The sequence below is a fragment of the Microbulbifer sp. HZ11 genome (genome assembly GCF_000708675.1).
Classification (GTDB): domain Bacteria; phylum Pseudomonadota; class Gammaproteobacteria; order Pseudomonadales; family Cellvibrionaceae; genus Microbulbifer.
The window spans coordinates 1,140,855-1,165,499 of the sequence record NZ_JELR01000001.1 but is presented as its reverse complement, the minus strand read 5'-3'; the positions used below and the strand labels follow the sequence as shown (position 1 = coordinate 1,165,499).

At 56.6% G+C, this 24,645-nt stretch carries 18 protein-coding genes; 13 read left to right on the top strand and 5 right to left on the bottom strand.

Features of this window, described 5'->3' with window-relative positions; translation table 11 throughout:
• Positions 1–8: 8 nt before the first annotated feature.
• Positions 9–1,208, bottom strand: a complete 1,200-nt coding sequence (locus AU11_RS05145) for an ABC transporter substrate-binding protein (RefSeq protein ID WP_081847941.1) — start codon at positions 1,206–1,208, stop codon at positions 9–11.
• A 207-nt stretch (positions 1,209–1,415) separates the two neighbouring features.
• On the opposite strand from AU11_RS05145, the gene AU11_RS05140 reads away from it, so the two are divergent.
• Positions 1,416–2,240, top strand: a complete 825-nt coding sequence (locus tag AU11_RS05140) for an IclR family transcriptional regulator (protein ID WP_231491553.1) — start codon at positions 1,416–1,418, stop codon at positions 2,238–2,240.
• 434 nt (positions 2,241–2,674) lie between these two features.
• Here the strand turns inward: AU11_RS05140 and AU11_RS05135 are convergent, their stop codons facing one another.
• A complete protein-coding gene (locus AU11_RS05135; RefSeq protein WP_051686967.1) occupies positions 2,675–3,334 on the bottom strand; it encodes a 2-dehydro-3-deoxy-6-phosphogalactonate aldolase in 660 nt (219 codons plus the stop codon).
• A gap of 295 nt (positions 3,335–3,629) precedes the next feature.
• Between AU11_RS05135 and AU11_RS05130 the strand changes: the two genes are divergently transcribed.
• The 9 genes from AU11_RS05130 to aldA all read left to right on the top strand — a co-directional run bounded on the left by AU11_RS05130 (position 3,630) and on the right by aldA (position 16,861).
• Positions 3,630–5,180 carry an MFS transporter gene (locus AU11_RS05130; RefSeq protein ID WP_231491551.1) on the top strand — a complete coding sequence of 517 codons (1,551 nt, stop codon included), beginning with the start codon at positions 3,630–3,632 and terminating at the stop codon, positions 5,178–5,180.
• A 42-nt stretch (positions 5,181–5,222) separates the two neighbouring features.
• Positions 5,223–5,996, top strand: a complete 774-nt coding sequence (locus tag AU11_RS05125) for an SDR family oxidoreductase (protein ID WP_043316976.1) — start codon at positions 5,223–5,225, stop codon at positions 5,994–5,996.
• Positions 5,997–6,009: 13 nt separating this feature from the next.
• On the top strand, positions 6,010–7,164 hold the full coding sequence (locus AU11_RS05120) for a mandelate racemase/muconate lactonizing enzyme family protein (RefSeq protein WP_043316974.1): 1,155 nt from the start codon (positions 6,010–6,012) through the stop codon (positions 7,162–7,164).
• Positions 7,165–7,218: 54 nt separating this feature from the next.
• Positions 7,219–9,642: a beta-galactosidase gene (locus AU11_RS05115; RefSeq protein WP_043316972.1), complete on the top strand. Its 2,424-nt coding sequence runs from the start codon at positions 7,219–7,221 to the stop codon at positions 9,640–9,642.
• 395 nt (positions 9,643–10,037) lie between these two features.
• Positions 10,038–12,317 (top strand): agarase, encoded by a 2,280-nt coding sequence (locus AU11_RS05110; protein ID WP_156035141.1) that lies wholly within the window; start codon positions 10,038–10,040, stop codon positions 12,315–12,317.
• A 98-nt stretch (positions 12,318–12,415) separates the two neighbouring features.
• Positions 12,416–13,555: a mandelate racemase/muconate lactonizing enzyme family protein gene (locus AU11_RS05105; RefSeq protein WP_051686965.1), complete on the top strand. Its 1,140-nt coding sequence runs from the start codon at positions 12,416–12,418 to the stop codon at positions 13,553–13,555.
• Positions 13,556–13,567: 12 nt separating this feature from the next.
• On the top strand, positions 13,568–14,599 hold the full coding sequence (locus AU11_RS05100; RefSeq protein WP_197023765.1) for a zinc-binding dehydrogenase: 1,032 nt from the start codon (positions 13,568–13,570) through the stop codon (positions 14,597–14,599).
• 39 nt (positions 14,600–14,638) lie between these two features.
• On the top strand, positions 14,639–15,403 hold the full coding sequence (locus tag AU11_RS05095; protein WP_043316967.1) for an SDR family NAD(P)-dependent oxidoreductase: 765 nt from the start codon (positions 14,639–14,641) through the stop codon (positions 15,401–15,403).
• 3 nt (positions 15,404–15,406) lie between these two features.
• The gene (gene aldA, locus AU11_RS05090; RefSeq protein ID WP_043316964.1) at positions 15,407–16,861 is read left to right on the top strand and encodes an aldehyde dehydrogenase; all 1,455 of its coding nucleotides are present in this window, start codon (positions 15,407–15,409) and stop codon (positions 16,859–16,861) included.
• 365 nt (positions 16,862–17,226) lie between these two features.
• On the opposite strand, the gene AU11_RS05085 is transcribed toward aldA, so the two are convergent.
• A complete protein-coding gene (locus AU11_RS05085; protein ID WP_043316962.1) occupies positions 17,227–17,835 on the bottom strand; it encodes a GntR family transcriptional regulator in 609 nt (202 codons plus the stop codon).
• 403 nt (positions 17,836–18,238) lie between these two features.
• Between AU11_RS05085 and AU11_RS05080 the strand changes: the two genes are divergently transcribed.
• Complete coding sequence (locus tag AU11_RS05080; protein ID WP_081847940.1) at positions 18,239–19,138, top strand: 2-dehydro-3-deoxygalactonokinase; 900 nt, start codon at positions 18,239–18,241, stop codon at positions 19,136–19,138.
• Between the two features lie 39 nt (positions 19,139–19,177).
• Here AU11_RS05080 and AU11_RS05075 read toward each other — a convergent pair whose 3' ends face one another.
• Entirely contained in the window at positions 19,178–20,086 is a 909-nt protein-coding gene (locus AU11_RS05075; protein WP_043316961.1) for a LysR family transcriptional regulator, read from the bottom strand.
• Positions 20,087–20,212: 126 nt separating this feature from the next.
• On the opposite strand from AU11_RS05075, the gene AU11_RS05070 reads away from it, so the two are divergent.
• Together AU11_RS05070 and AU11_RS05065 are read left to right on the top strand one after the other, a co-directional pair.
• Complete coding sequence (locus AU11_RS05070) at positions 20,213–21,274, top strand: zinc-binding alcohol dehydrogenase family protein (protein ID WP_043316959.1); 1,062 nt, start codon at positions 20,213–20,215, stop codon at positions 21,272–21,274.
• A 75-nt stretch (positions 21,275–21,349) separates the two neighbouring features.
• On the top strand, positions 21,350–23,200 hold the full coding sequence (locus AU11_RS05065) for a sodium:proton antiporter (RefSeq protein ID WP_043316958.1): 1,851 nt from the start codon (positions 21,350–21,352) through the stop codon (positions 23,198–23,200).
• Positions 23,201–23,230: 30 nt separating this feature from the next.
• On the opposite strand, the gene ppnN is transcribed toward AU11_RS05065, so the two are convergent.
• On the bottom strand, positions 23,231–24,613 hold the full coding sequence (gene ppnN / locus AU11_RS05060) for a nucleotide 5'-monophosphate nucleosidase PpnN (RefSeq protein WP_043316956.1): 1,383 nt from the start codon (positions 24,611–24,613) through the stop codon (positions 23,231–23,233).
• Positions 24,614–24,645 lie beyond the last annotated feature (32 nt).

Below are 24,645 nucleotides of genomic sequence, written 5' to 3'. Positions count from 1 at the left end.
AGTGGTTGTCAGTTTTGGCGGGACTTTACGTACAGCTCGTTGAGGTGATCGAGCAATGTATTGGCGTCGCCACCGTGCATCAGGTAGTTGCGAATGGGCGCGCCGGAGTTGTCCTGAAAAAACATATGCCCATGGTAGCGTGGACGCAGGAAGGCGCGGTCCAGGGTGGGCAGGGTGTTGGTGAAGTAGTTGTTGGTCAGGTGATTGGCTGACTCACTGGTCCAGGCTTTGCGGTGCCCTGGCTGTCCACCGTACTGGATATAGAAAGAGGCCTGCAGTTCCGGGTTACCGGCAAACTCCACAAATTGTGCGGCCACTTCCGCGTGCTTGGTGTGCGCGGAGATGGCGAGGCCGGTGCCGCCCAGGGTAGTTTTCAGGTGTTCGCCTTTGGGGCCTGCAGTCACGGTATCGCGGAATTCCAGCAGTTTGCGGGCATAGCCGGGCTGCGCGTAATTGGCGTAGCCGTAGGCGAAGGGGCAGTAGGCGAAGTCGTCACTGCGGGTCATGGCCTCGTACACCTTGATGGGGTTCCAGTCGAAGCAGCGGCGATCCAGGTTGTCGGACAGCGCCTTCAGCATGCCCAGGGCTTCGATCCCCACCGCTTTGCTCACCACTTCTTCTTCGCCCACACAGGGATCTTCACCCATGGCGGAGCACAGCATGTAGAAGTTCATCAGGGTGTCTTGGGGAATACTGGGCACCGCCACCAGGCCTTTTTCCGCCAGTGCCATCAGATCTTCCCAGGTTTGGGGTTCTTCCAGTCCCTTTTTTTCTAGCAGATCCGCGCGCAATGACGCTACCGGGGTGGCGGCGTCCAGGGCCCACTGCTGGCCATCGTAGTGATAGGAGGTGTGGGAGTGTCCCACGGCGTTATCTTCCTGGTCTTTGAGGAAGGCGGCGGGCAGGTGCTCGTCCAGGGGCAGGATGACCTTTTCCCGTGCGGCAAAACCGGTCCAGGGGTGATCGATCACCAGCAGGTCGTAGCGGCTGGCGAGGTCGTCGATGGGGTGGTCGGCAAAGGCCTGCAGTGAACGCTTGTCCCACTGGATGGTGACATTGGGGTTCAGTTCTTCAAAGCGCTGGGCTGCCGCCACCATGGGGGTAAAGCCACGGGTATGGTTCCAGGTCATGCCACGCAGGACGATGGGTTCCGCCGTCTGCTGCTTCGGGGTGCCTTGCTTCTGTTGGTCGTTGTCGGAGCTGCTCATAGTTTTCTCTCGATTTTCTCCATAGTGTCTCTGGAGTGTCTCGCTGTGCGAGGCGCGGGTGCTGGTCCGGGATTGGGGGCACCCGCAGGTTGGCGGCTCATCAGGATTGGGTTTTTATATTTAAAATTGTTATTCAAGTATAAAAATCGTTTTTTGGTGGTGTCAACCTGTGCTTAAATGCGCGGGTATAACAAACCGATAAACTCGATGGGTCAGGGGGAAGTGGTGCCCGAGAAAGTGAGCGAAAAGGTCGGCGGCCAGAAGAATGGCAATGGCGCGAATAAATACGCGGTGCCCGCGCTGGACAAGGCGCTGGAAATACTGGAATTTCTCGCCGCCGAATCGCTGCCGCTGTCCCAGTCGGATATTGCCCAGGGTATCGGGCGCACCAATAGTGAGATCTTCCGGGTGCTGGTTGGCCTGGAGTCCCGGGGTTACTTGCTGCGGGATGAAGTGTCTGGCAAATATCGGGTGTCTCTCAAGCTGCTGGAGCTGACCCGTACCCTGTCGCCAGTATCGCAATTGCGCTTTGCGGCGCAGCCGGAGATGGAGGCGCTGGCGGCGCGTCTGGGCCAATCCTGTCACCTGAGTGTGATCCACCAGGGGCAGCTGATGGTGGTGCTGCAGGTGCAGAGCCCCGGGCCGGTTTCCCTGTCGTTCAATGAGGGTACGCTTTTCCCGTTGCTGCAGACCGTTTCCGGACGGGTGCTGCTGGCAAACTGCGAGGCCGGGCGCCGCGCGGGCCTTCTCGACAAAGAGCTCCAGAAAAGAGGGCCCGATATGGATGGCGCTGCGGAGGTGGAGCGGTCTTTGCTGTCGGTGCGCGATCAGGGGTTTGAACTCCGGACCAGTGAATTGACCGATGGCGTGACCGATTGCGCTGCATTGGTGGGGCAGCCGGATGGGGCGACCATTGCCGCACTGGCGGTATCCAGCCTGACGTCGGTAGTAGGTAAAAAGCTGGAGCGGGAAGAACTGGTGCGGGCAGTGCGGGAATCTGCAGCGCGGGTCAGTGCGTCGCTTGGTCTCTGAGCGGGGTGGTGAGTAAATACAAGAGATAAAAAAACGCCCCTGAAAAGGGGCGTTGAAGCGAGAGAAATGTTCGTGTTGCGGCACGAACAAAGGTCACGAAGAGTCAATCGCAACTGACAAGGTGCACCGGATTCCATCACAGGGAGAGTCTCCGGTGTAAGAGAGAAATTGTTCAGGCGCCTAGGGAACCTCTGATCAAGTCCGTAATGCCTCAGCGTGACCTGAAGGCAGTAGCTGTTAGGCGCAGCTTGCAGTGAATGGCTGGCCCTTTACAAGAGCTGCAACGCAGCAGATGCTGTCTTCAGGTCGCGCCCTGCGGGGCTTTCAGAGCGATCCACACTCTGCGTTGTGACTTCTTGAAAGGTCTAGACATTCCTGCGAAGCCACGCCTTGATTGTGAACCGCTCTGAAAGCCTGAGGCATCACGGACTTGATCAGAGGTTCCCTAGTGCTTTGGCGCGGTTGGCCGCGTCCACCATGATCCGCGCTTTGTCCGCGATCTGGCTGGCATTGTCGCCGGCGGCGTAAATATTGGAGCCGAGGCCGAATCCGCGGGCACCGGCTTTCCAGTACTCTTCCATATTGGTATCGGTGATGCCGCCCACCGCCAGGGTGAGGATATCTTTCGGGACCACCGCACCCAGGGATTGCAGGTACTGGGCCGGGAAGTCCGCCACCGGGAACATTTTCAACACCCGGGCACCGGCCTTGAGTGCGCTGAAGGCTTCGGTCGGGGTGAGGCAGCCAGGAACAGAGATCAGATCCCGGTCGATAGTGGCCCGAATGATTTCCGGGTCGCAATTTGGCGAAACAATGATCTTTCCGCCTGCATTTTGTACACTTTGGACCTGTTCCGATGTGAGTACGGTACCGGCGCCACAGATGGTGGATTCGCCGAATTCGTCCATGATCTGGGCCAGCCGCTCGATGCTCTTAAGGGGCTCTACCGGTGAATTCAGTGGGATCTCGATAGCGCGTACACCGGCTTCCAGCAGGGTATTGGCAACCATATCGATTTCGTCCGGGGTAACGCCGCGGATAATGGCGATAAGAGGGCAGGCTTCCAGAGCCTGGTGGAACTGCTGGCTCAGCATCGTAGTTTCCTGTTGGTTTCCTATTAGGTTCCTGTGATTTTTCTTGCTGGTCTTTTTTAACGATCTATTCCCAGTGACGGGACAGGATGGATGCAGTATAAAGGGATTCAGGAATATTTGTATATAGTTAATTGTTAACAAAAATGGATTGGGGTTGTATGATGGGCCAACATCAAGTGGTGGCCGACCGTGCAACCAGAAGATACTTGACGCTAACGCCCTGAAGAGGGTGGCAGGTATCAGCGGTCGGAGTACCCATAACAATAAAGAGGGTTATCCGATGAGAGGATTCCAATTGACCGCCTTCAAATTTGCCGCGATCGTGGCATTTGGCGGGTTCATCTTTGGACTGGATGCGGCGCTGATCTCCGGCACCGTACGCTTTATTACGGCCGAATTTACCCTGTCCGACTTGCAGGTTGGGACCGTGGTCAGTGCGCCCGGTTTCGGGGTGATTTTTGCCTTGATGGTCACCGGGCGCATTTGTGACGCCTGGGGCCGTAAATCGGCGCTGCTGATTATCGCCGCTCTTTATCTTCTTTCTGCCATTGGCTCGGTGCTCGCCCCCAATTTTGAAATGCTGGTGGCGGCACGCTTCCTCGGTGGCCTTGCATTTACCTCCCTGTCTCTCGCCTCCATGTATATCGGCGAGATCGCCCCGGCCAATATGCGCGGCAAGTTGGTCTCCATGAACCAGATCACGACCGTAGTGGGGCTGTCGGCGGCGTACTTTGCCAACTACCTGATTCTGCAGGCGTCCAACGCGGACGCCGCCTGGGTAAGCGCGCTTGGGATCGATCAGTACACCTGGCGTTGGATGCTTGGAGTGGAGGTGATCCCAGCGCTGATCTGGCTGTTGATGTTGCTGGCTATTCCCGAGAGCCCGCGCTGGCTGGTGCTGAAAGGGCGCCTGGATGAGGCTCGCGCCGTGATGGGCAAATTGATCCCCGCTGGACATATCGAACCGCAGATTCAGGAAATTCAGGAGAGTGCTGCGGCCGCACCCACCGGCAGCTTCCGCCAGCAGGTGGCGGAGATTTTCAAGCCGCGCCTGCGCACCGCCTTCTGGGTTGGCCTGGTGATCGCCATCGCTCAGCCGATTACTGGTATCAACGCCATCATGTTCTACGCACCCACCGTTTTTGAGCAGGTGGGTATCGGCACCAATGCCGCCTTTATGCAGGCGGTGATCGTCGGCGTAGTGAGCGTGATGTTTACGATTCTGGCGCTGCTGCTGATTGATCGTCTTGGGCGCCGCCCGCTGGTGCTGTTCGGCCTTGCGTGGGGCGGTGTCAGTCTGTTTCTGTGCAGCTGGGCGTTCAGTCAGGCCAGCTATGAGTTGAGCGCGGCTTCGCTGCAGGCGCTGGCGGATGCGAATATTGATGTGTCAGGCTTGCAGGCCCTGGTGGGTACTGCTTTTGAGAGCGATGTGGCCTTCAAACAGGCCATGTATCAGACGCTCGGCGAAGCGACCGCGCGGGCCAATGAGGGTGCGCTGATCCAGCAGGCTATTCAGATCGACGCCAAGTTGGTATTAATGGGCATCATGTGTTTTATCGCCGCGTTTAACCTGTCCATCGGGCCGGTGATGTGGGTGCTCTTCTCGGAAATTTTCCCCACTCATGTTCGCGGTGTGGCGATTCCATTCTTTGCACTGATTGTGAGTACCGTCAGCTACTTCGTGCAGCAGTTTTTCCCCTGGCAATTGAACAATATGGGCGCGACGGAAATCTTCCTGTTCTACGCCGCCTGTATCAGCGTGAGCCTTGCTTTGCTGTTCCGCCTGCTGCCGGAAACCAAAAACAAATCCATCGAAGAAATCGAAGCGGCCATGGTGCGCGCCTGAGCGCGCGCACCGGTGGACCGTTCAAGAAAGTGAGAAGTCTTCATGTCTAAAGCCTTGCTGGATCAGAAGGTTGTTATCGTCACCGGTGCCGCTGCGGGCATCGGTTGGGGAATTGCACAGGTGTGTGCCGAGGCGGGTGCCAGGGTGGTGCTGGCGGATATCAATGATGCGAGTAACCGGGTGGAAACCTTGCGCGACCGCGGTTTTGACAGCGCCTATTTTCCGCTGAATGTGGGGGATGCTTCCGCCATCACGCCCTTTATCGACGAGGTCTTCGAAAGGTTCGGGCGCATCGATGGCCTGGTGAATAACGCGGGTGTCACCATCGAGGGGGACTTTCTTGACTTTGATCTGGACAAGCTGGACTGCCTTTGGGAAGTGAACCAGCGCTCGGTATTCCTGTTGTGTCAGGCGGCGGCGCGCCGTATGCAGCCCGGTGCGACGATTGTGAATATCGCTTCCAATCACGCCGGTGCCAGCGTGGCGGGCTACGAAATGTATGCTGCTACCAAGGGTGCGATTGTTGCCATGACCCGCGCCATGGCCTGGAGCCTGGGCAAAAAGGGCGTTCGCGTGAATAGCCTGTGTCCGGGGCTGACCAAGACCGAAGCGGTGGCGAAAGTCGCCGATGAAAACCCGGCACTGGCAGCGTCTTTTGACCAGATGCATGCGGACAACAAATACAACACCGTTGAGGAGGTTGGCCATATCGCCGCCTTCCTGCTGTCGCCCTGTTCCGGTGCCATGACCGGCTCCAATATCACCGCAGACCACGGCCTCAGTGCTAGCCTCTGCCCCACCGACGATCTGAAATGAGCGGAATGCGAGTATGAAGATTAGCGACATCAAGGTATATCCGGCCTGGGTTGGGCACCGCAATCTGTGTTTGGTAAAGGTGGAAACCGATGAGGGAATCTATGGCTGGGGGGAGTCCGGCTTATCCAGTCGCGAGCTGGCGGTGGCCGGTGCGGTAAAACATTTCCGAGAATTTTTGATTGGCCGCGATGCACGCAACATTGGTGCCCTGTGGCAAGAGATGTATCGCAGCCAGTATTTCGAGGGTGGTCGGGTGCTTACCGCAGCCATTTCTGCTATCGACATCGCCCTGTGGGATATCGCCGGTAAGGCGCTGAACGTGCCGACCTATCAATTACTTGGCGGCAAGCAGCGCAATGAGATTCCGCTGTTCGTTACCTCCACCAAACCCATGGGGCAGGCGCTGCTGGACGACTTTCGCGCGCTGCGCGAGCAGGGCTGGGAAGTGATCCGGGCAACCACCGGCGAACACGGTTCGCCCACCAAACCCACCACTTTTGACGTGCGCAAATCCATTGCTGCCGCAGCCGGCAGTCTGAAGGAAATCCGTCAGGAGCTGGGGGATGAGTTGGTGCTGGGTATCGACTATCACCACCGTTTTACTGTCGCGGAAGCGGCCAGCTTTTGCCAGAAACTGGGTGAGGGTGTGCTCGATTTTCTCGAAGAGCCAATCCGCGATCAATCGGTTACCGCGTACCAGGGGCTGCGCAAACTGGTGAATGTGCCCTTTGCCATCGGTGAGGAGTTCGCCAGCAAGTGGGACTTTATGCCCTATATCGAAAACGACCTCACCAACTTTGCCCGCATCGACGTGTGTAACGTGGGTGGTTTGACCGAGGCGATGAAAGTGGCGGCCATGGCGGAAAGCCACTACATCGACATTATGCCCCACGACCCGCTGGGTCCGGTGTGTACCGCTGCGACCATTCAGATGTGTGCGGCGGTGCCGAATCTTTCCTGGTGTGAGATAGCGCCCTACGACAGCAACAAAACCGATCACGATAAATATTTCATCAACCGCCCGAAAGAAGTGAATCGGGTATATCCGGTGGGCGATGCGCCGGGCATCGGTATTGATGTGCATGAGGAAATGATTGCCGAGCAGTCGTTCAAATTCTGGGAAGCCCCGCGGCTGTACAAGCCAGACGGCAGTTACACCAACTGGTAATAAATTCTTTCAAGTATTTGCGTCAGGCAACCAATAATTAAAACGAGTACTACGATGGACACCAAGCGATTTTCCAAACTCCTAATGCGCTCTGCGCTGAGCCTCGCGATCACTGCCACCACCCTAGGTGGTCTGGCGGCCTGCTCCGGCGAGCAGAAGGGTATTAAGCCGAAAGCCGACGAGACTGCGGCGAGTGTTGCCGCCGCGTCCGATTCCAATCTGCTGGCTCAGGATTTCTTGCTGGAAGGCTTCGATCAGGGCGGTATTCCTGCGTCTGTTCAGGTCAATAACGGCACCGCCAATCTGGTGGATGACGGTGCTGGCGGTAAAGCGCTGCAGGTCAAACTCAATCTTGCAAATAACAATAGTGCCGGCTTGATCATTCAGCCGGCGGAGGCTTGGGATTGGAGCGAATATTCCGATTTTAACCTTGCCTTTGATGTGGCCAACCACGGTGAAGAGTCGGTGCAGATCGATGTCACCATGGGCGATAAAAATGGTGATTTCTATACTCGCGGCCTGGTAGTGCCGGCGGATGGTCTGTCGCGTACTTACTACGCGAAATTGCACGGACACGATCAGGAAGACCCTGAGGCTGCCGCCCAGAATGAATTCAACTTCGCCTCTGGCCTGCGTTCCAACCCGCCCACCTGGCAGTCTGATGACATTATGCTGCACTCCTTCTGGGGTAAAAAACTGCTGGATCTGTCTGGCATTACCCAGATTTCCTTCGGCACCGATGGCAGCCTGAGCGATCGCCAGTACACCATTGATAACCTGCGTCTGCGGGCCAATCCTCCGATGGATGAAAACTTCCTTACCGGGCTGCTGGACAAATATGGTCAGAACGCCAAGGTGGATTATGAAGGCAAGATCCACTCCGATGAAGAACTGAAAAAAGTGGTTGAGGAAGAGCTGGCCAGCCTGTCTGGTAAACCCAACGCCGACCGCTCCAAATTCAGTGGCTGGAAGAGTGGCCCCCAATTGGAAGCCACCGGCTATTTCCGCACCGAGAAATTCAACGGTAAGTGGGCTATCGTCGACCCGGAAGGATATCTGTATTTCTCCACCGGTATCGACATCATCCGTCTGTCCAATTCTTCCACCATCACCGGTTACGATTACGACCAGAAATTGATCCCGAAGCGCAGCGCCGACGAGGTGATTGCGGAAGACGATCAGCCCCTGAACCGAGTAGATAAGGCAGCCTGGGCGACCCGTACGCTGGTATCGGAAACCCGCGCGAAAATGTTTAACTGGCTGCCCGGTTATGATGATGAACTGGGGAATCACTACGGCTACCGGCGTGAGACACAATCGGGGCCGCTCAAGCACGGTGAGACGTTCAGTTTCTACAGTGCCAACCTGGAGCGTCGCTATGGCGAGACATATCCGGAATCCTATCTGGATACTTGGCAGAAGGTCACTGTCGACCGCATGCTGGACTGGGGGTTCACTTCGTTGGGCAACTGGGCCGCGGAACCCTTTTATGAGCAGGAGCGGATTCCGTATGTCGCTTTCGCGGACATTATTGGTGAGTTCGGTACTCTCAGTAGCGGTTTCGATTTCTGGCATCCGGTACCTGATCCCTACGACCCTCGTTTCTATCAGCGCTCGGTAGTGGCGGCAAAGTCGGTCAGCGAGCAGGTTGAAAACAGTCCCTGGTGTATGGGGGTGTTTTTTGACAACGAGCAGAGTTTTGGTCGACTGGAAAGCGACGAACTTCACTACGGTATCGTGATCAATACGCTGACACGGGATGCAGCAGACACCCCAGCCAAGGGTGCCTTCACCAAGGTATTGCGAGAGAAGTACGGCACCATAGAAGCCTTGAATAAGGCCTGGAACAAAGAGGTGAAGTCCTGGGAAGCCTTTGAGAAGGGCATGGACTCGAGCCTCACGACCGATGCGCAGCGCGAAGATTACGCGACTCTGCTGTTTGAATACGGCAATCAGTACTTCGGCACTATTCGCAAGGCGATGAAGTCGGTGATGCCGAATCACCTGTATCTCGGCTCCCGTCTGCCAAGCTGGGGTATGCCTCCGGAGATTGTGAAGGCGGCGGGCAAGAACGTGGATATCATCAGCTATAACCTCTACGAGGAGGGGCTGGTGCCATCCAAGTGGGAGTTCCTGGCAGAGATCGACAAGCCGAGCCTGATTGGTGAGTTCAGCTTCGGCTCGGACGATCAGGGCCACTTCCACCCGGGGATCGTAATCTCTGCGGACCAGAAAGACCGCGGCCGTATGTTCAAGAACTATATGCACTCGTTTATCGACAACCCCTGGTTTGTGGGTGTGCATATGTTCCAGTACATGGACTCCCCAATTACTGGCCGCGCCTATGACGGCGAGAACTACGCGAATGGGTTTGTGTCGGTAGCGGATGTTCCCTACGTGGAGCTGGTCAAGGCGGCCAAGGAAGTCCATGAGGATCTGTACGAGCGCCGCTTTGGCGATGTGAAGCCTGTCGAGTGATTTTTCGAGCGCTGTAGAAAGTTCGGTGGCGGCGACGCTGCCGGGTAGGGCTTCCCAGGACACGCCGTGAACCCATCCATGGGGGCTCTTCCACGGGTCTCTCTCGCGGAAGGTCCTGGAAAGCCCTACCCGGCATCGACGCCTGCTTGAATAGATAGGTAGTTCAAACGTACCTGCGCCAAAAACAGGGCGACGGAGAAAAGCGCGGTGTCCGAGAGGGCATCGCGCTTTTTTTATCGGTAAAACAAGGGTTTAAGTCCCTCAAGGGACATAGAAACGTTTACATTGAGCCTGGATGACTGTAGATTGTTAACAAAATATTGTTAATAAAATAGAATAACGATCTTTTGGTCCCGGTTAGCTCAATGTCGATCTCTTTGTCCTCAGTTCAATGTGTGTTGAAGCAACTTCGTTTCGGAATACTGTGGCTTTCCGTGGCTCCTGTGCTGCTGTCTGCCTGCGGTCAGCCAGGCGATGAAGGCGCAGTAGTTGCGGGTCCGGGCAACGAGCACGAATACCCGCCGGCTTTATTGACTGGTGGCCGTGGGATTCCCGCAGGTGTGGAAGGGCACGGAGTGTCGCTTTCCCGACTGCCGGTGGACACCGGAATCTCCCCGTTGCACGCGGTTTTCTACAAAAACACCTATGAGCCGCGACTGGACCTTGCCCCGGATTCTGGCTGGGACTGGAGTGGTGCCGGGGAGAATATCGGTCTGTCCCTGAAAGTAACCAATCCCGGGGACCACTCGGCGCAGTTGTTTGTGTCGGTCTACGATGACGAGACTTATGGTACGCGCTCGTTCAATGTGCCCGCAGGCGGGACCGGTACTTATTATTTCGATCTGAATGGCCCGGCACTTGCCCTGGATACCGGTATGCGGGATGCGCCGGCACTCTACGACAACGCGGCGACGGCAATGACCTGGATGTGGGGCAGCAAGTCGCTGGATCTGGCGAATATTCGCCGCATCGAGCTCAATATGAAGAGTATCCTCAGTGACCGGGCCCTGGTGTTTGAGGATATCGCGCTGACATCCAACGGCGATTTCCAGCCGCAAAAGCTGCAGAAAATCTTCGATCGGTACGGGCAGTATGCACCTCAGGACTACCCGGAAAAGATTCATAGCGATGACGAGCTACGTGCAAGTGCGCAGCGTGAGGCAGAAGCATTTTCTGAGTCTTCGAACTTTCCGGATCGTTCCCGTTTTGGTGGCTGGGCGGAGGGGCCGCGCTATGAATCCACCGGCTATTTTCGGACCCAAAAAATCGATGGGCAGTGGGCGCTGATTGACCCGGAGGGTTACCTGTTTTTCGCCACTGGCGTCGACAATATGCGTATGGACAACACCGTCACCATGACCGGTGTGGATTTTGCGGATCCGGACACAGGGCGGGGAGAGACAATAGCATCAGAGCTGCGCCGGGACCTGTTTCAGTGGTTGCCGGAAAAAGACGATCCGCTCGCTGCCCACTATTTTTATCGTCCCGTGGTGCATATGGGGCCGGTAGAGAAAGGGCAGGGATACAGTTTTTATCGGGCAAATCTGCAGCGGAAATATGGACCGGATTATCTGCAGCGCTGGCGTGAGGTAACCGTTGACCGCCAGTTGAACTGGGGATTTACTACCCTGGGTAACTGGGCCGATCCATCGCTATACGACAACCGTAAGGTTGCTTATGTGGCCAATGGTTGGATTCGCGGCGAGCACAAGCGCGTCAGCAGTGGCAACGATTACTGGGGGCCACTGCATGATCCGTTCGATCCGGAGTTTGTCAATTCCGTAAAACGCACCGTGACACAGGTCGCTGCCGAAGTGCGGGGCGATCCCTGGTGTATGGGCGTGTACATTGAAAACGAACTGAGCTGGGGCAACACCAAAACCGACGCCGGTCACTACGGCCTGATTATTCATACTCTGACGCGTGACGCCGCAGAGAGCCCCGCCAAGGCCGCGTTTGTCGAAATCCTGAAAAACAAATACTCCAGTGTGGAGGGGCTGTCTCGCGCCTGGTTCTCCTCTATTCCTTCCCGGTCTATTCCTTCCTGGGAAGCGTTTGCCGCAGGCTTTTCGCTCTCTCAAGGAGCTGGCGGTGAACCCAAAATTGAGGGGCAGTTGCGGGAGGACTTCTCTCTGCTGCTGGAATCCCTTTCTGCCCGATTCTTCTCCGTGGTGCAGCGCGAGCTGGCCGATGTTATGCCTGACCACCTTTTTCTCGGCGCCCGCTTTGCGGATTGGGGAATGACACCAGAGGTGGTGCGCGGGGCTGCTGCCCATGTGGATGTGGTGAGCTACAACCTCTACACCGAGGGGCTGGCGGCAGATAACTGGGAATTCCTCGCGGAAATCGACAAGCCCTCCATCATCGGTGAATTCCATATGGGTGCGACGGACTCCGGCAGCTTCCACGCGGGCCTGGTATCCGCAGAGAGCCAGCAAGAGCGCGGCGAAATGTTCCGCGGCTATATGCACACCATCATCGACAACCCCTGGTTTGTGGGTGCCCAGTGGTTCCAGTACATCGATTCACCAGCCTCCGGCCGCGCCTGGGATGGGGAAAACTACAACGTCGGCTTTGTCACCGTAGCGGACGAGCCCTATGGGCCGCTGGTAGCTGCGGCCCAGGCTCTGAACCGGGAGCTGTATTCGCGCCGCTACGGGCAAAAAAATGATTGATGTTAATTGTTAACAATATACAATGGTTCCATTGATTGAAGTCTAATCAGTGAATAAACGTTGTGCTTATAAAAAATCACGGATTTTGGGGTTCCTCCATGTTGATGGAAGTACAAGAGCAGGCTACAGAGCTGCTGTCTTCGAGCACCATCGCCGCCACCAAGGTTGAGTATTACCAGGTTCCTCTGGCGGAAGTGCTCACCGATGCGCGCCACGGTGACCACACTCATTTTGAGGTGCTGGTGTTCCGCGTGCGCTGTCAGGATGGACTGGAAGGCGTTGGCTATACCTACACCGGTGGTCGCGGTGGTCGCGCCATCTACTCCCTGTTACAGGACGATATTCAGCCGCTGCTGGAAGGTCGCGATGCGTCGGATATCTTTGCCATCTGGGAGGGAATTCAAACCCATCTGCATTATGTGGGCCGCGGTGGCCTGCTGAGCTTTGCGCTGTCTGCGGTGGATATTGCTCTGTGGGATCTCCGGTGCAAACGTCTGGGCCTGCCCCTGTGGAAGGTGGCTGGTGGTGCCGGCAATTCCAGCAAGTGTTATGCCGGCGGTATCGACCTGAATTTCTCCGAGCCCAAATTGCTGGACAACATTTCCAGCTACCTGGCCCGCGGCTTTAATGCCGTGAAGATCAAGGTGGGTAAGGAAGACTATCGGGAAGACGTGGCGCGCGTGGAAGCGGTGCGAAAGCTGATCGGTGACGATGTCACCTTTATGGTGGACGCCAACTACTCCATGACCATCGAACAGGCGGTGCGCTTTGGTCGCGCCATTGATCACTGCGATATTACCTGGTTCGAAGAGCCCACCATTCCCGACGATTATCTGGGTTACGGCCGTATTGCTGATGCCATCAATATTCCACTGGCCATGGGCGAAAACCTGCACACAGTGCACGAGTTCACCTATGCCATTGCGCAGGCCAAACTCGGTTTCTTGCAGCCGGACGCTTCCAATATCGGCGGTATTACCGGCTGGCTGAAAGTGGCAGAGCTGGCCTACGCACACAACCTGCCAGTGTGCAGCCACGGTATGCACGAGCTGCATGTATCCCTGATGGCGAGCCAGCCCCATGCGGGCTATCTGGAAGTCCATTCCTTCCCTATCGACGAATACACCACCCGTCCGATCGTGCTGGAAAACGGCCGCGCCGTTGCCTCCAACGAGCCGGGCACCGGGGTGACCTTTGATGAAACTCTGCTGCGACCGCATCTGGTCAAGCAATCTTAACAGGTGATGTTCATGCAAGCTCAAGCTGCTCAGTATGTTGGTAACAAATCCTTTGAAGTTGTCGAGGGGCGCTGTGAGGCACCCGCTGCGGATGAGGTGCGCCTGAAGGTGGGTTACGTGGGGATCTGCGGCACCGATATGCATATCTACCATGGTGTGATGGATCAGCGTGTGCAGCCGCCGCAGGTTGTAGGCCACGAAATGTCGGGTGTGGTGGATGCAGTTGGTGAAAATGTAAAAGGCTATACCGTGGGCGAGCGTGTCGTGGTGCGCCCGCTGGATTACTGCGGCGATTGCCCGGCCTGCGATAACGGCCACAGCCATATCTGCCACAACCTGAAATTTATGGGCATCGATTCTGTGGGGGCATTTCAGAGCTACTGGAATGTGAAAGCCCGCACTCTGCACAAGCTGCCGGAAAATGTGTCCCTGAAGCAGGGCGCATTGATCGAACCCTTGGCCGTGGCCTGTCACGATATTGCCCGCGCGCGTCTTAAGGCTGGCGAGAAAGCCGTGATTCTCGGCGGTGGCCCAATCGGTCAGCTGGTTGCCCAGGTCGCGCTCGGTATTGGCGCCGAGGTAATGATCTCGGAGCCGAGCCCCGAGCGTCGCGCCTTTGCGGAAAAAACCGGTGCCCTGGCGGTGAACCCAATTGAGCAGGACTTGAAGGCGGCTGTAGAAGACTGGACCCGCGGCAAAGGTGCCGATGTGGTGTTTGAGGTTTCCGGGGTGCAGCCGGCGGTGGATGCCATGACCGAGATCGCGGCGGTGCGCGGTCGCATCTGTATGGTGGCGATTCATTCCCAGAAGCCGCAACTGGATTTGTTCAAGTTTTTTTGGCGCGAGCTGGAGCTGGTTGGTGCCCGCGTTTATGAAGCGCAGGATTTTGAGCAGGCCATCGCTATGGTTGCCAGTGGAAAAATCGATCTGGTGCCTTTCATCAGCAAGGTGGCGCAGCTGAACGATATCGGCAGTGCCTTTGCGTCCATGGATGGCAACCCATCCGGCATGAAAGCGCTGGTCGCCTGCGGCGCGGAAGACTGAGCCGCGATTCGCCAATTAAAGAATTTAGAGAGTAAAACGATGTTGCAACAATTCAGCCTCGCCGGCAAAAAAGCCCTGGTTACCGGCTGTAACCGAGGCATCGGCAAAGCCATGGCGGTGGCCCTGGCGGAAGCAGGTGCCGACGTCATCGGTGTATCGGCCAATCTGGATCTGAATGAATCTGACGTAGGCCGGGAAGTATCCGCGGCAGGTCAGCAATTTTTCCCTTACCAGTGCGATTTTTCCGATCGCAGTTCTCTGTACGGTTTTATCGACAAGGTAAAAAGTGAACACGCCCGGATCGATATTCTGGTGAACAACGCCGGTACGATTCTGCGTGCACCGGCGGCGGAACACGGGGATGACCTGTGGGACAAGGTGATCGAAGTCAATCTGAATGCCCAGTTTATTCTGAGCCGCGAAATCGGCAAGGAAATGGTGGCGCAGGGTTCCGGAAAGATTATCTTCACCGCGTCCCTGCTCACGTTCCAGGGCGGCATTACCGTACCGGGATACGCCGCCAGTAAAGGGGCTATCGGCCAGATCACCATGGCGCTGTCCAATGAGTGGGCGTCCAAAGGCGTGAACGTGAATGCCATCGCACCGGGTTATATCGCGACCGATAACACCCAGGCCCTGCGCGAAGACAGCGAGCGTGCGGCGAGTATTCTCGCGCGTATTCCCCAGGGCCGCTGGGGAGAGCCGGAAGACTTTAAAGGCCCGGTGGTATTCCTGGCTTCCGAAGCTTCTAACTATATGAACGGCAGCGTCCTACTGGTGGACGGTGGCTGGATGGGGAGATAACCCATGGCAATTGCAATTAAAAACAACGTGAACTTCGTTAACGGCGAATACATTGCCTCCAGGGCCGATGGCGTTATTGAAGTGCTGAACCCGAGCACCGGTGAGGTGCTGGGGAATATTCCCAAAGGCTGTGCGGAAGATGCGGAAGCGGCGCTGGCCAATGCCAAGCAGGCACAGAAGGCCTGGGCGAAGTGCACCGCTCGTGATCGCGCGGCGCTGTTGCGCAAGTTTGCCGCGGCGATTCGTGCCGAGACCGAAGGTCTGGCAGAGCTGCTGGTAAAAGAGCAGGGCAAGCTGATTGGTGTGGCCCGCGATGAAGTCAACGCGACCGCAACGTTTATTGAGTACGCCTGCGACAACGCGCTGACGCTGGAGGGCGATATCCTGCCCTCTGATAATACAGACGAAAAAATCTACATCCACAAGGTACCTCGCGGCGTTGTTGTGGCGATTACCGCGTGGAACTTCCCGCTGGCTCTGGCTGGGCGCAAGATCGGCCCGGCGTTGGTGACCGGCAATAGCATTGTCATCAAGCCAACTCAGGAAACACCGCTCACCACCATGGAGTTGGGTCGCATTGCCAACGAAGTGGGTATTCCCGCAGGCGTGCTGAATATCGTCAACGGTGAAGGCTCCATTGTTGGCCAGGCCCTGTGCGAAAGCCCGCTGACCGCGATGATCACCATGACCGGCAGCACTCGCGCCGGCCAGATTATTCACCAGGCCAGTGGCAAACACATGATTCCGGTCATGCTGGAACTGGGTGGTAAGGCGCCATTTATCGTGATGGAAGATGCAGATCTGGATAAGGCTGCGGAAGCCGCACTGTGGACCCGCTATGCCAACTGCGGCCAGGTGTGTACCTGTGCGGAGCGCCTGTACGTACACGAGAAGGTATACGACGCATTTATGGCCAGGTTCCTGCCCAAGGTGAAGGCGTTGAAAGTGGGTAACCCGCTGGATGAATCCTCGCAGATGGGGCCCAAAGTAAATGCCCGTGAAATCGAGCATATCCACGAGCTGGTGCAGAAAAGTATCGCCCAGGGGGCGGAGCTACTAACTGGCGGCAAGCCCGCGCAAGTTGCTGGCTTCGAAGGGGGCAACTGGTACGAGCCGACCGTGCTCACCAATGTTCAGCAGGACAACATTCTGGTGCACGAGGAAACCTTCGGTCCGATTCTACCGATCGTGAAGATCTCCAGTATCGATCAGGCTATCGCCTACACCAACGACAGCGAGTACGGCCTCTCTGCCTACCTGTTTACCGAAAACCTGCGCTATATCCACCAGTCCATTGCGGAAATGGAAGTGGGAGAGGTGTATGTGAACCGCGGTATTGGCGAGCAGCATCAGGGTTTCCACAACGGTTGGAAACTATCCGGCATTGGTGGCGAGGATGGTCGCTACGGACTTGAGCAGTACGTGGACAAGAAAACCGTTTACTTATCGGAAGTGTGAGCGACTTCCGGAGGCTTCCTTTCATCTCATCAGGATGAACATCTTTGCGGGGACTAATGTCCCCGCTTTTTTTACCTGTCGAGTTTTTCTGTCTATTGCGAGGTTTCAGGCGCAAAAAAGCCCGGCACTTGGCCTAATGCTGTTCACTTAACGTAGCTGAAGGCGAAGATACCGGGTGCGGTCTTGTGAGACCTTCACCGCCAGGGATGGCGGTGCAGAGCCCCCAGGGATGGCGGTGCAGAGCCCCCAGGGATGGGTTTACGGCGTGTCTCACAAGACCGCACCCGGTAGCGGCGCCGCCACAGAATTACTTAAGTGAACAGCATTACGGCACTTGGTCGGGCTTAAAGAATTCGGTATACGGATTACTTGATGTTCGCACGCAGTGCAGTCGTGGCCACGTTGATCTTGTTGGCCTTGAGGGCATCCAGTATCGCGCGGTGCTCGTCCACACAGTCTTTCGGCTTGGAGATACGCTTGTAGTTCATACGCATGCGCAGCACGATGGGGTACCAGAGGTTGGTCAGTTCGTCGCCGCCGGCAGCGTGTACCAGGTAACGGTGGAAATCGATATCCGCCTTGGTGACCTCGTTAAATTCCTGCGCGTCGAAGGCGTCCTGCAGGCGCACCAGAATGTCTTCCAGTTCGGCAAAGTCCATCTCGGTCAGCTTGCCTTTCAGCTGGGAAATGGCGAACACCTCGATGCGGCGGCGAATGTCAATCATCAGCTCCTGCATGGACGGATCCAGCACGCTGTTTACCGATACCCCGCAGTTGTTCTTGGCAACCAGCAGGCCTTCTTTGGTGAGCTGCAAGAGTACGTCGCGCACCGGACCGCGGGACACCCCAAAGCGATTGGCGAGTTGCTGCTCGTTCAGCTTGGTTGTGGGGGCGAGTTCTCCGGAAATAATGTCGGAGCGTAATTGGTCCGCAATCTGCTCGCGTACCGGAATAATCTTTGTGGCTTCACGCATGATGGATTCTGCTCACCATTTATCTTGAGGCAGGGGAGTCGCCCCTCCTACCGTGACTTAGGTTCTCGGATACAGCTGCCTACCCTGTACGCCGCCTTTCGCGCAAATCACATCTCATGTTGCGCTCCCGGCGGCGGCAGCCGGCGGCACCGGGACATGGGTGGATGCCGCTGGAACTTGTAACAAATCTACAACAGGTTCCCGTTACACGGATAGTACCGCAGGCCGGTAAAAAAATCGCCATCAAATTGTTAACAATGGACAATAATGCTGGTTAAATCCCAAACCAGAATGGCGGGACAGAACCAGAATCCGTGGTGCTAGGGCAGTTCCATGTGGATTATCCGTCAATGGTCAACAGTCAACCAATAGATATATCAAATGGATAGCCGAGGGTACGCTAATGAATGAGGTGCTGGTGTGTGACTGGGGGACCAGTAGTTTCCGGCTGATGCGTGTGGATGGGGCCGGAAAAATTGTCGGCCAGATCAGTTCGAACCGCGGGGTGAAAAGCGTACCGCAGCCGGAGATGGAAGCCTATCTGAAGGCTCAGATACTGGCGATGGGCAGCGATGACCTGCCGCTGTTGCTGTGCGGAATGGTGGGCTCCGGTATTGGTTGGTATGAGGCGCCTTACGTGGCCTGCCCTGCGTCCCGCAGGTCACTCGGCCGGGATTTGGTAAAGGTCCCGGATACTCACCTCACCGCCTGGTGTGTCCCGGGCGTGAAGTGCGTTACCGACCTTGGTACCGCGGAGGTGATGCGCGGCGAAGAAACGCAGGTAATCGGCTGGCTGACTCAGGCGAGTGAGCAGGAGCAGGCACAAAGCACGCTTTGCCTGCCCGGTACCCATAGCAAGTGGGTGCAGGTGGAAGGTGGTGAGATCTGTAGCTTCAGTACCGCCTTTACTGGCGAATTGTACGCGCTACTGACCGAGCACAGTGTACTGGTACAAGACAAGCAGCAGTTTTCCTCCGCGGCTTTCGTTGCCGGGCTGGCCGCCAGTGCTCAAGAGTCCGGGCTGATCCATCAACTGTTTAATGCCCGCAGTCGATCCGTGCTGGGGTTGCAGCCAGTAAGCGCCAGTGCTTCTTATCTCTCTGGGCTTCTGATCGGCAGCGAGGTTGCGGCCGTGAGTGGGAAACTGCGACGGGGAGAGCGCATCCATCTGATCTGTGGTGATTCTCTGGCTGTACCTTATGGCAAGGCTATGGAGTATTTCAGGCTTCCGTACAGGCATTATTCCGGTGATACCTTCGCCGCACTTGGTTTGCATGCCATTGCCCGGGAGCACGGGCTTTGAGTACAGAGGGGCGGCTGAGGTAGCGGCCAAGGGTCGTAGTTACTGCGCCAGCTGTTGTGCGAATTTTTGCCGCAGAAAATCCCGCAACAGCAGCACCGCCGGGGTGACCTGTCTGCGTGAAGGGCACACCAGGTTGAGCTCGATCGGGTGCGACTGAAGCTCTGGCAGGACGCGCACCAGTGTACCGTTGCGCAGTTCATTGGACATATCCAGTCTGGCTTTGAATGAAATACCCTTGCCGGCGATGGTCCAGCGGCGAACTACATCAGCGTCATTGGTGGTGCGATTGCTGGTGACTCGAATTTTTTCCGCTTTATGTTCGGAGCCTTTGGCGGGAACCAGCTCCCAGATATCATTGACGCGACCGCTTAGCTGGAATAACAGGCAGTTGTGTTGCAGCAGTGCCTGGGCGTTCTCCGGGGCGCCAAATCGAGCAATATAGTCCGGGGAGGCACAGAGTACGCGCTCTGTTGTTGCCAGTTTAAAGGCGATACGCGAGGAGTCGGCGAGATTGCCATAGCGGATCGCCAGGTCCACCCGGTCCAGATAAAAGTCGGATAAAGAGTCTCCCAGCGTCAGGCTGATGCTGAGCTCCGGATGCAGGCTCATGACCTCATCCAGCCAGCCCAGCAGGATATTACGCCCCAGATCCGATGGGGCGGACAGACGCAGCTCACCGGCGATCTTCCCACCACTGTTCCCCAGGGCCGCGCGTCCTTCTTCCAGCACCGTCAACGCTTTTCGGCAGTACATCAGAAACCGTTCGCCTTCCTCGGTAATCCGCAGCTGGCGGGTAGAGCGGATGAACAGCTGCGCCTGGAGCTGCTTTTCCAGCCTCTTGAGTGCGGCGCTGGCAGCGGCAGGAGTTAGGTCCATTTGCTGGGCCGCGCGGGTAATGCTGCCGATATCAGCCGTATGCACAAACAGTTGTAGATCGTCGGTATTCATTATCAAAAATATTTTGAATATGTTTGTTGTATTGATCTGTTTATAGCATGTAATCCCATGGCGACAATACCCGGGTCAACCTATATTCGTCTCCATACCATGGGGATACAACCGAGGGTCAACTTTATGAAAGCCGTTGCCTATACCCAGCCCCTTGATATCAACGCGCCTGGTGCCCTTGCCGATGTGAACCTGCCGATGCCACACGCCACCGGGCGGGATCTCTTAGTGAAGGTACGCGCCATCTCGGTAAATCCGGTAGATACGAAAATCCGCGTGTCTGTCGCCCCTGATAAAGCTGAACACAAGGTCTTGGGGTGGGACGCTGTGGGAGAGGTGGTGGCTGCGGGAGACGAGGTCTCTCTGTTTGAGGTCGGTGACTCGGTCTGGTACGCGGGGGACCTGAGGCGCCAGGGATCTAACGCAGAGTACCAGCTGGTGGATGAGCGGATTGTCGGGATAAAGCCGGCGTCGCTCTCCGATACTCAGGCTGCAGCCATGCCGCTTACTGCGATCACCGCCTGGGAATTGCTGTTTGACCGCCTGGGGTTTGTCGCGCAACTGCCCGCCGACGTGAAACCGTATGCACAGGGTTTTACCGACACCGGTGAGGCTGCCCGGATACTGATCGTTGGCGCGGCAGGTGGCGTTGGCTCAATCCTGATCCAGCTGGCCAAGAAGCTGACGGGGGCAACTGTCATTGGCACCGCTTCGCGGGAAAAAAGCCGAAGCTGGGTGATGGATCTGGGGGCGGACCATGTGATCAATCATCACCAACCCATGCTGCCGCAGTTACAGGCACTGGGGCTCGACGGCGTGACCCACGTGGTCAGTCTCACCCATACCGGCGAGCACTTTGATCAGCTGGTAGAGGTGCTGGCACCACAGGGCAAGCTGGCGCTGATTGATGACCCGCAGGAGGGGCTGGATGTTCTCAAGCTGAAGACCAAGTCGATCTCGCTTCACTGGGAGTTCATGTATACCCGCTCCATGTTCAGTACTGCGGATATGCAGAAGCAACACGACCTGTTAGCCGCGCTGTCACAGCTGATCGACAAAGGGATAATTCGGTCAACGCAGGGCGAGCACTACGGAGCCATTAACGCAGAAAATCTGATCCGCGCGCACAAGCAGGTTGAAAGTAACAGCTCTGTAGGCAAGATTGTGCTGGAGGGGTTCTCTGCGTAAAAATTGCCGTGATGGGTGAGTGGTTCCATATGGTAGGGTAACGGCCAGTAATCGGATTTTGGCAAATGCTTTTCTATGGAACAGATTCTTTCAAACCCTATGGCCATGCTGGTGCTGGTGGGCATCGTTTCGATCGCCTGTCAGTACCTCGCGTATATGTTGAAGCTGCCGGCGATTCTTCCGCTTCTACTGGCGGGACTGGCGTTGGGGCCGGTCACCGGAGCCTTGGACCCGGACGCCTTGTTCGGAGATCTTTTATTTCCACTGGTATCTCTGGCGGTAGCGATCATTTTGTTTGAGGGTGCGCTTACCCTGAAACTTTCAGACCTTGCCGGCCACGGTACCATGGTGCGCAACCTGTGTACTCTGGGGGCACTGGTCACTTGGCTGGTGGCCACTCCGGTTGCTTACTATGTGCTCGGCATGCCCATGCAGCTGGCGGCGCTGTTTGGTGCCATCGTCACGGTTACCGGGCCGACGGTAATCGTACCTATGTTGCGCACCGTGCGACCCAACACCCGAATCTCCAATATCCTGCGCTGGGAAGGCATCGTGATTGATCCCATCGGCGCGCTCCTTGCGGTACTTGTTTACGAATATATTGTTGCCACCCAGAATCCGTTTGAGCACTCACTGATTCTGCTGTTGAAAGTGGTGGTGATCGGGTTTGGCCTCGGTTCCCTGATGGGCCATTTTCTCGGTACTTTGCTGCGCAACAACTGGGTACCACATTATCTGCGCAATACCGCCGTGCTGACCCTGATGCTCGGCGCCTATGCTGCATCCGACCTTATGGCTCATGAGTCCGGGCTGCTGACAGTGACGGTAATGGGGATCTGGATGGCAAACATGAAGGGCCTCGACGTCGACGACATCCTGGAATTCAAGGAAACCCTCAGCGTGCTGCTGATTTCGGCACTGTTTATTCTGTTGGCAGCCAGGGTGGAATTGTTCACTCTGGCGCAACTTGGATGGGGGGCTGTGTTGGTACTTGCCGCAATTATGTACGTTGCCCGCCCCCTCTCGGTTTTTCTGTCGGCGCCGGGCTCGGGTCTGAACTGGCGGGAGCTGACGCTTTTGAGCTGGATTGCTCCCCGCGGCATTGTTGCCGCCGCAGTGTCTGCGCTCTTCGCACTGAAAATGGAGTCCTTCGGGCTGCCGAAATCCGAGTTGCTGGTACCCATGGTGTTCCTCCTGATTATCACCACCGTGGTTGTTCAGAGTCTGACGTCTAAACCTATTGCCAGGCTTCTGGGGGTACGTGCGCCATACCCCAATGGGTTCCTGATTTTCGGTGGAGGCAAATTCGCCCGGATGCTGGCGAAAGACTTGATGCAGAAAGAGGTACCGGTGCGGATCGCGGATACCAACTGGGATAGCATCAGTGAGGCGCGTATGGACAATATCCCCACCTATTATGGTAATCCCATTTCCGAACACGCCAGTCTGACCATGGATATATCCACGGTTGGCAAGGTGCTGGTCCTGTCGCCATACAAACAGCTCAATCCGCTGGTGACTTATCACTTTGAGCACATGCTGGGAGATGACGCGGTGTTTGGTCTGAACCCGGGCTCTCAGGCCGGAAGGGCCAGCCATCAGGTATCGGAAGAGTACGCACGGAAGCTGATCCTGTTTTCCGAAAACGCCACTTACGGGCGCCTGGCGAGCCTCACCGCAAGGGGCGCGACCATACGCACAACGCGGCTCAGCGAAGAGTTTACCCTGGAAGACTATGGGAAAACTTACGGCAATCGCGCTACCCCGCTGTATGCGGTAGATCCCCAGGGGAAGATCCACATCTGCACAATTGGGCATGAATTTGAGATTAAGGAGGACTGGCAGATTGTCAGTCTGATCGCACCCGAGGAGGAGGCGGAAGCGGTGTCGCCGACCACGGAGCGCGGTGTAGAGGCCGCCACCTGAAGCGGTGGCGGAGCTTGATAAAATCCGTCGTTAGTTTGTGGCGATGGTGTAGCAGGGCGTATACGCTTTTCCTGGTAATTTCATCCGCTGCTGTTTCACAAAGGAGTTCAGCAGCGTATCCATACTGCGCATTAATGCCGGATCTCCACGCAGTTCGTAGGGGCCGTTTTTCTCCACATTGCGAATACCTTCATCCTTCACATTTCCGGAAACAATACCGGAAAAGGCCCGGCGTAAATTTGCCGCCAGTAGGTAAGGCTCCTGGTTGTTGTGCAGTGCGAGCGCGCGCATGTTTTCATGGCTGGGAACAAACGGACGTTGAAACTCGGTGGAGACCTTCAGCTTCCAGTTGTAGTAGTACGCGTCTCCGGTGTCCTTGCGGTACTGGCGCACCTTCAGGATACCCGCAGACATCTGGCGGCCTACCTCCTGCGGGTCGTCGATAATGATCTGGTAACGTGACTGCGCTTCGTCTCCAAGTGTCTCGCCAATGAACCGGTCAATCTGTTCAAAGTATTCCGCAGCGCTGGCGGGCCCAGTGAAAATAACCGGGAAGGGCTGCTCCTTATTGTCCTGATGCAGCAGGATGCCAAGCAGGTACAGAATCTCTTCCGCAGTTCCGGCGCCACCGGGGAATACAACGATCCCGTGACCGGTGCGCACAAATGCTTCCAGGCGCTTCTCAATGTCCGGCATGATCACCAGCTGATTGACGATCGGGTTGGGTGCCTCTGCGGCAATAATTCCAGGCTCGGTGATGCCCAGGTACTGACCGTGCGCATCGCGCTGCTTTGCGTGGCCGATGGTGGCGCCTTTCATGGGGCCTTTCATGGCGCCCGGGCCGCAGCCAGTGCAGATATCCAGGCTGCGTAGTGCCAGTTCATAGCCCACCTTTTTGGTGTAGTCGTACTCCTCTCTGGAAATTGAGTGGCCGCCCCAGCAGACCACAAGGCGGGGGGCACGGGTACGATCAAAAGTGCCGGCGTTTCTCAGGATATGAAATACCGCGTCTGTCACACCCTGAGCTGAGACCAGATCGTAGCGAGGGTCGCCGGTAATCTCACTTCTGACGTAAATGATGTCCCGCAACACCGCGAACAGATGTTCAGCAATACCTTGGATCATACGCCCGTCTACAAAAGCGGTGGCCGGTGCATTGCAGACCTTGAGTTTGACAGAGCGCTCGGTAGGGATGACGGAGATATCGAAGTCGGAAAATTTTTCCAGTAGCTCCTTGCCATCGTCCATATAGTTACCGCAATTCAGAACGGCGAGCGCGCAGTTGCGGAAGATGGTGTTTTGCGGCCCGCGACTGGTGTCGGTGAGCTTGTGGATCTCATACTTGGAGAGGATATCGAACTGGCCCGTTGGGGAAACCCGTGCATCGACGAGCTCGATAAGTTCTGTGGTCATACAACCCCCAGTAATACTTGTTGTGTGATGCC

Coding starts and splice junctions, on each gene's coding strand:
- aldA (WP_043316964.1), top strand. CDS start 15,407: ATGGCAATTGCAATTAAAAACAACGTGAACTTCGTTAACGGCGAATAC.
- ppnN (WP_043316956.1), bottom strand. CDS start 24,613: ATGACCACAGAACTTATCGAGCTCGTCGATGCACGGGTTTCCCCAACG.
- AU11_RS05070 (WP_043316959.1), top strand. CDS start 20,213: ATGAAAGCCGTTGCCTATACCCAGCCCCTTGATATCAACGCGCCTGGT.
- AU11_RS05145 (WP_081847941.1), bottom strand. CDS start 1,208: ATGAGCAGCTCCGACAACGACCAACAGAAGCAAGGCACCCCGAAGCAG.
- AU11_RS05105 (WP_051686965.1), top strand. CDS start 12,416: ATGTTGATGGAAGTACAAGAGCAGGCTACAGAGCTGCTGTCTTCGAGC.
- AU11_RS05115 (WP_043316972.1), top strand. CDS start 7,219: ATGGACACCAAGCGATTTTCCAAACTCCTAATGCGCTCTGCGCTGAGC.
- AU11_RS05080 (WP_081847940.1), top strand. CDS start 18,239: ATGAATGAGGTGCTGGTGTGTGACTGGGGGACCAGTAGTTTCCGGCTG.
- AU11_RS05140 (WP_231491553.1), top strand. CDS start 1,416: ATGGGTCAGGGGGAAGTGGTGCCCGAGAAAGTGAGCGAAAAGGTCGGC.
- AU11_RS05100 (WP_197023765.1), top strand. CDS start 13,568: ATGCAAGCTCAAGCTGCTCAGTATGTTGGTAACAAATCCTTTGAAGTT.
- AU11_RS05075 (WP_043316961.1), bottom strand. CDS start 20,086: ATGAATACCGACGATCTACAACTGTTTGTGCATACGGCTGATATCGGC.
- AU11_RS05125 (WP_043316976.1), top strand. CDS start 5,223: ATGTCTAAAGCCTTGCTGGATCAGAAGGTTGTTATCGTCACCGGTGCC.
- AU11_RS05065 (WP_043316958.1), top strand. CDS start 21,350: ATGGAACAGATTCTTTCAAACCCTATGGCCATGCTGGTGCTGGTGGGC.
- AU11_RS05135 (WP_051686967.1), bottom strand. CDS start 3,334: ATGCTGAGCCAGCAGTTCCACCAGGCTCTGGAAGCCTGCCCTCTTATC.
- AU11_RS05085 (WP_043316962.1), bottom strand. CDS start 17,835: ATGCGTGAAGCCACAAAGATTATTCCGGTACGCGAGCAGATTGCGGAC.
- AU11_RS05095 (WP_043316967.1), top strand. CDS start 14,639: ATGTTGCAACAATTCAGCCTCGCCGGCAAAAAAGCCCTGGTTACCGGC.
- AU11_RS05120 (WP_043316974.1), top strand. CDS start 6,010: ATGAAGATTAGCGACATCAAGGTATATCCGGCCTGGGTTGGGCACCGC.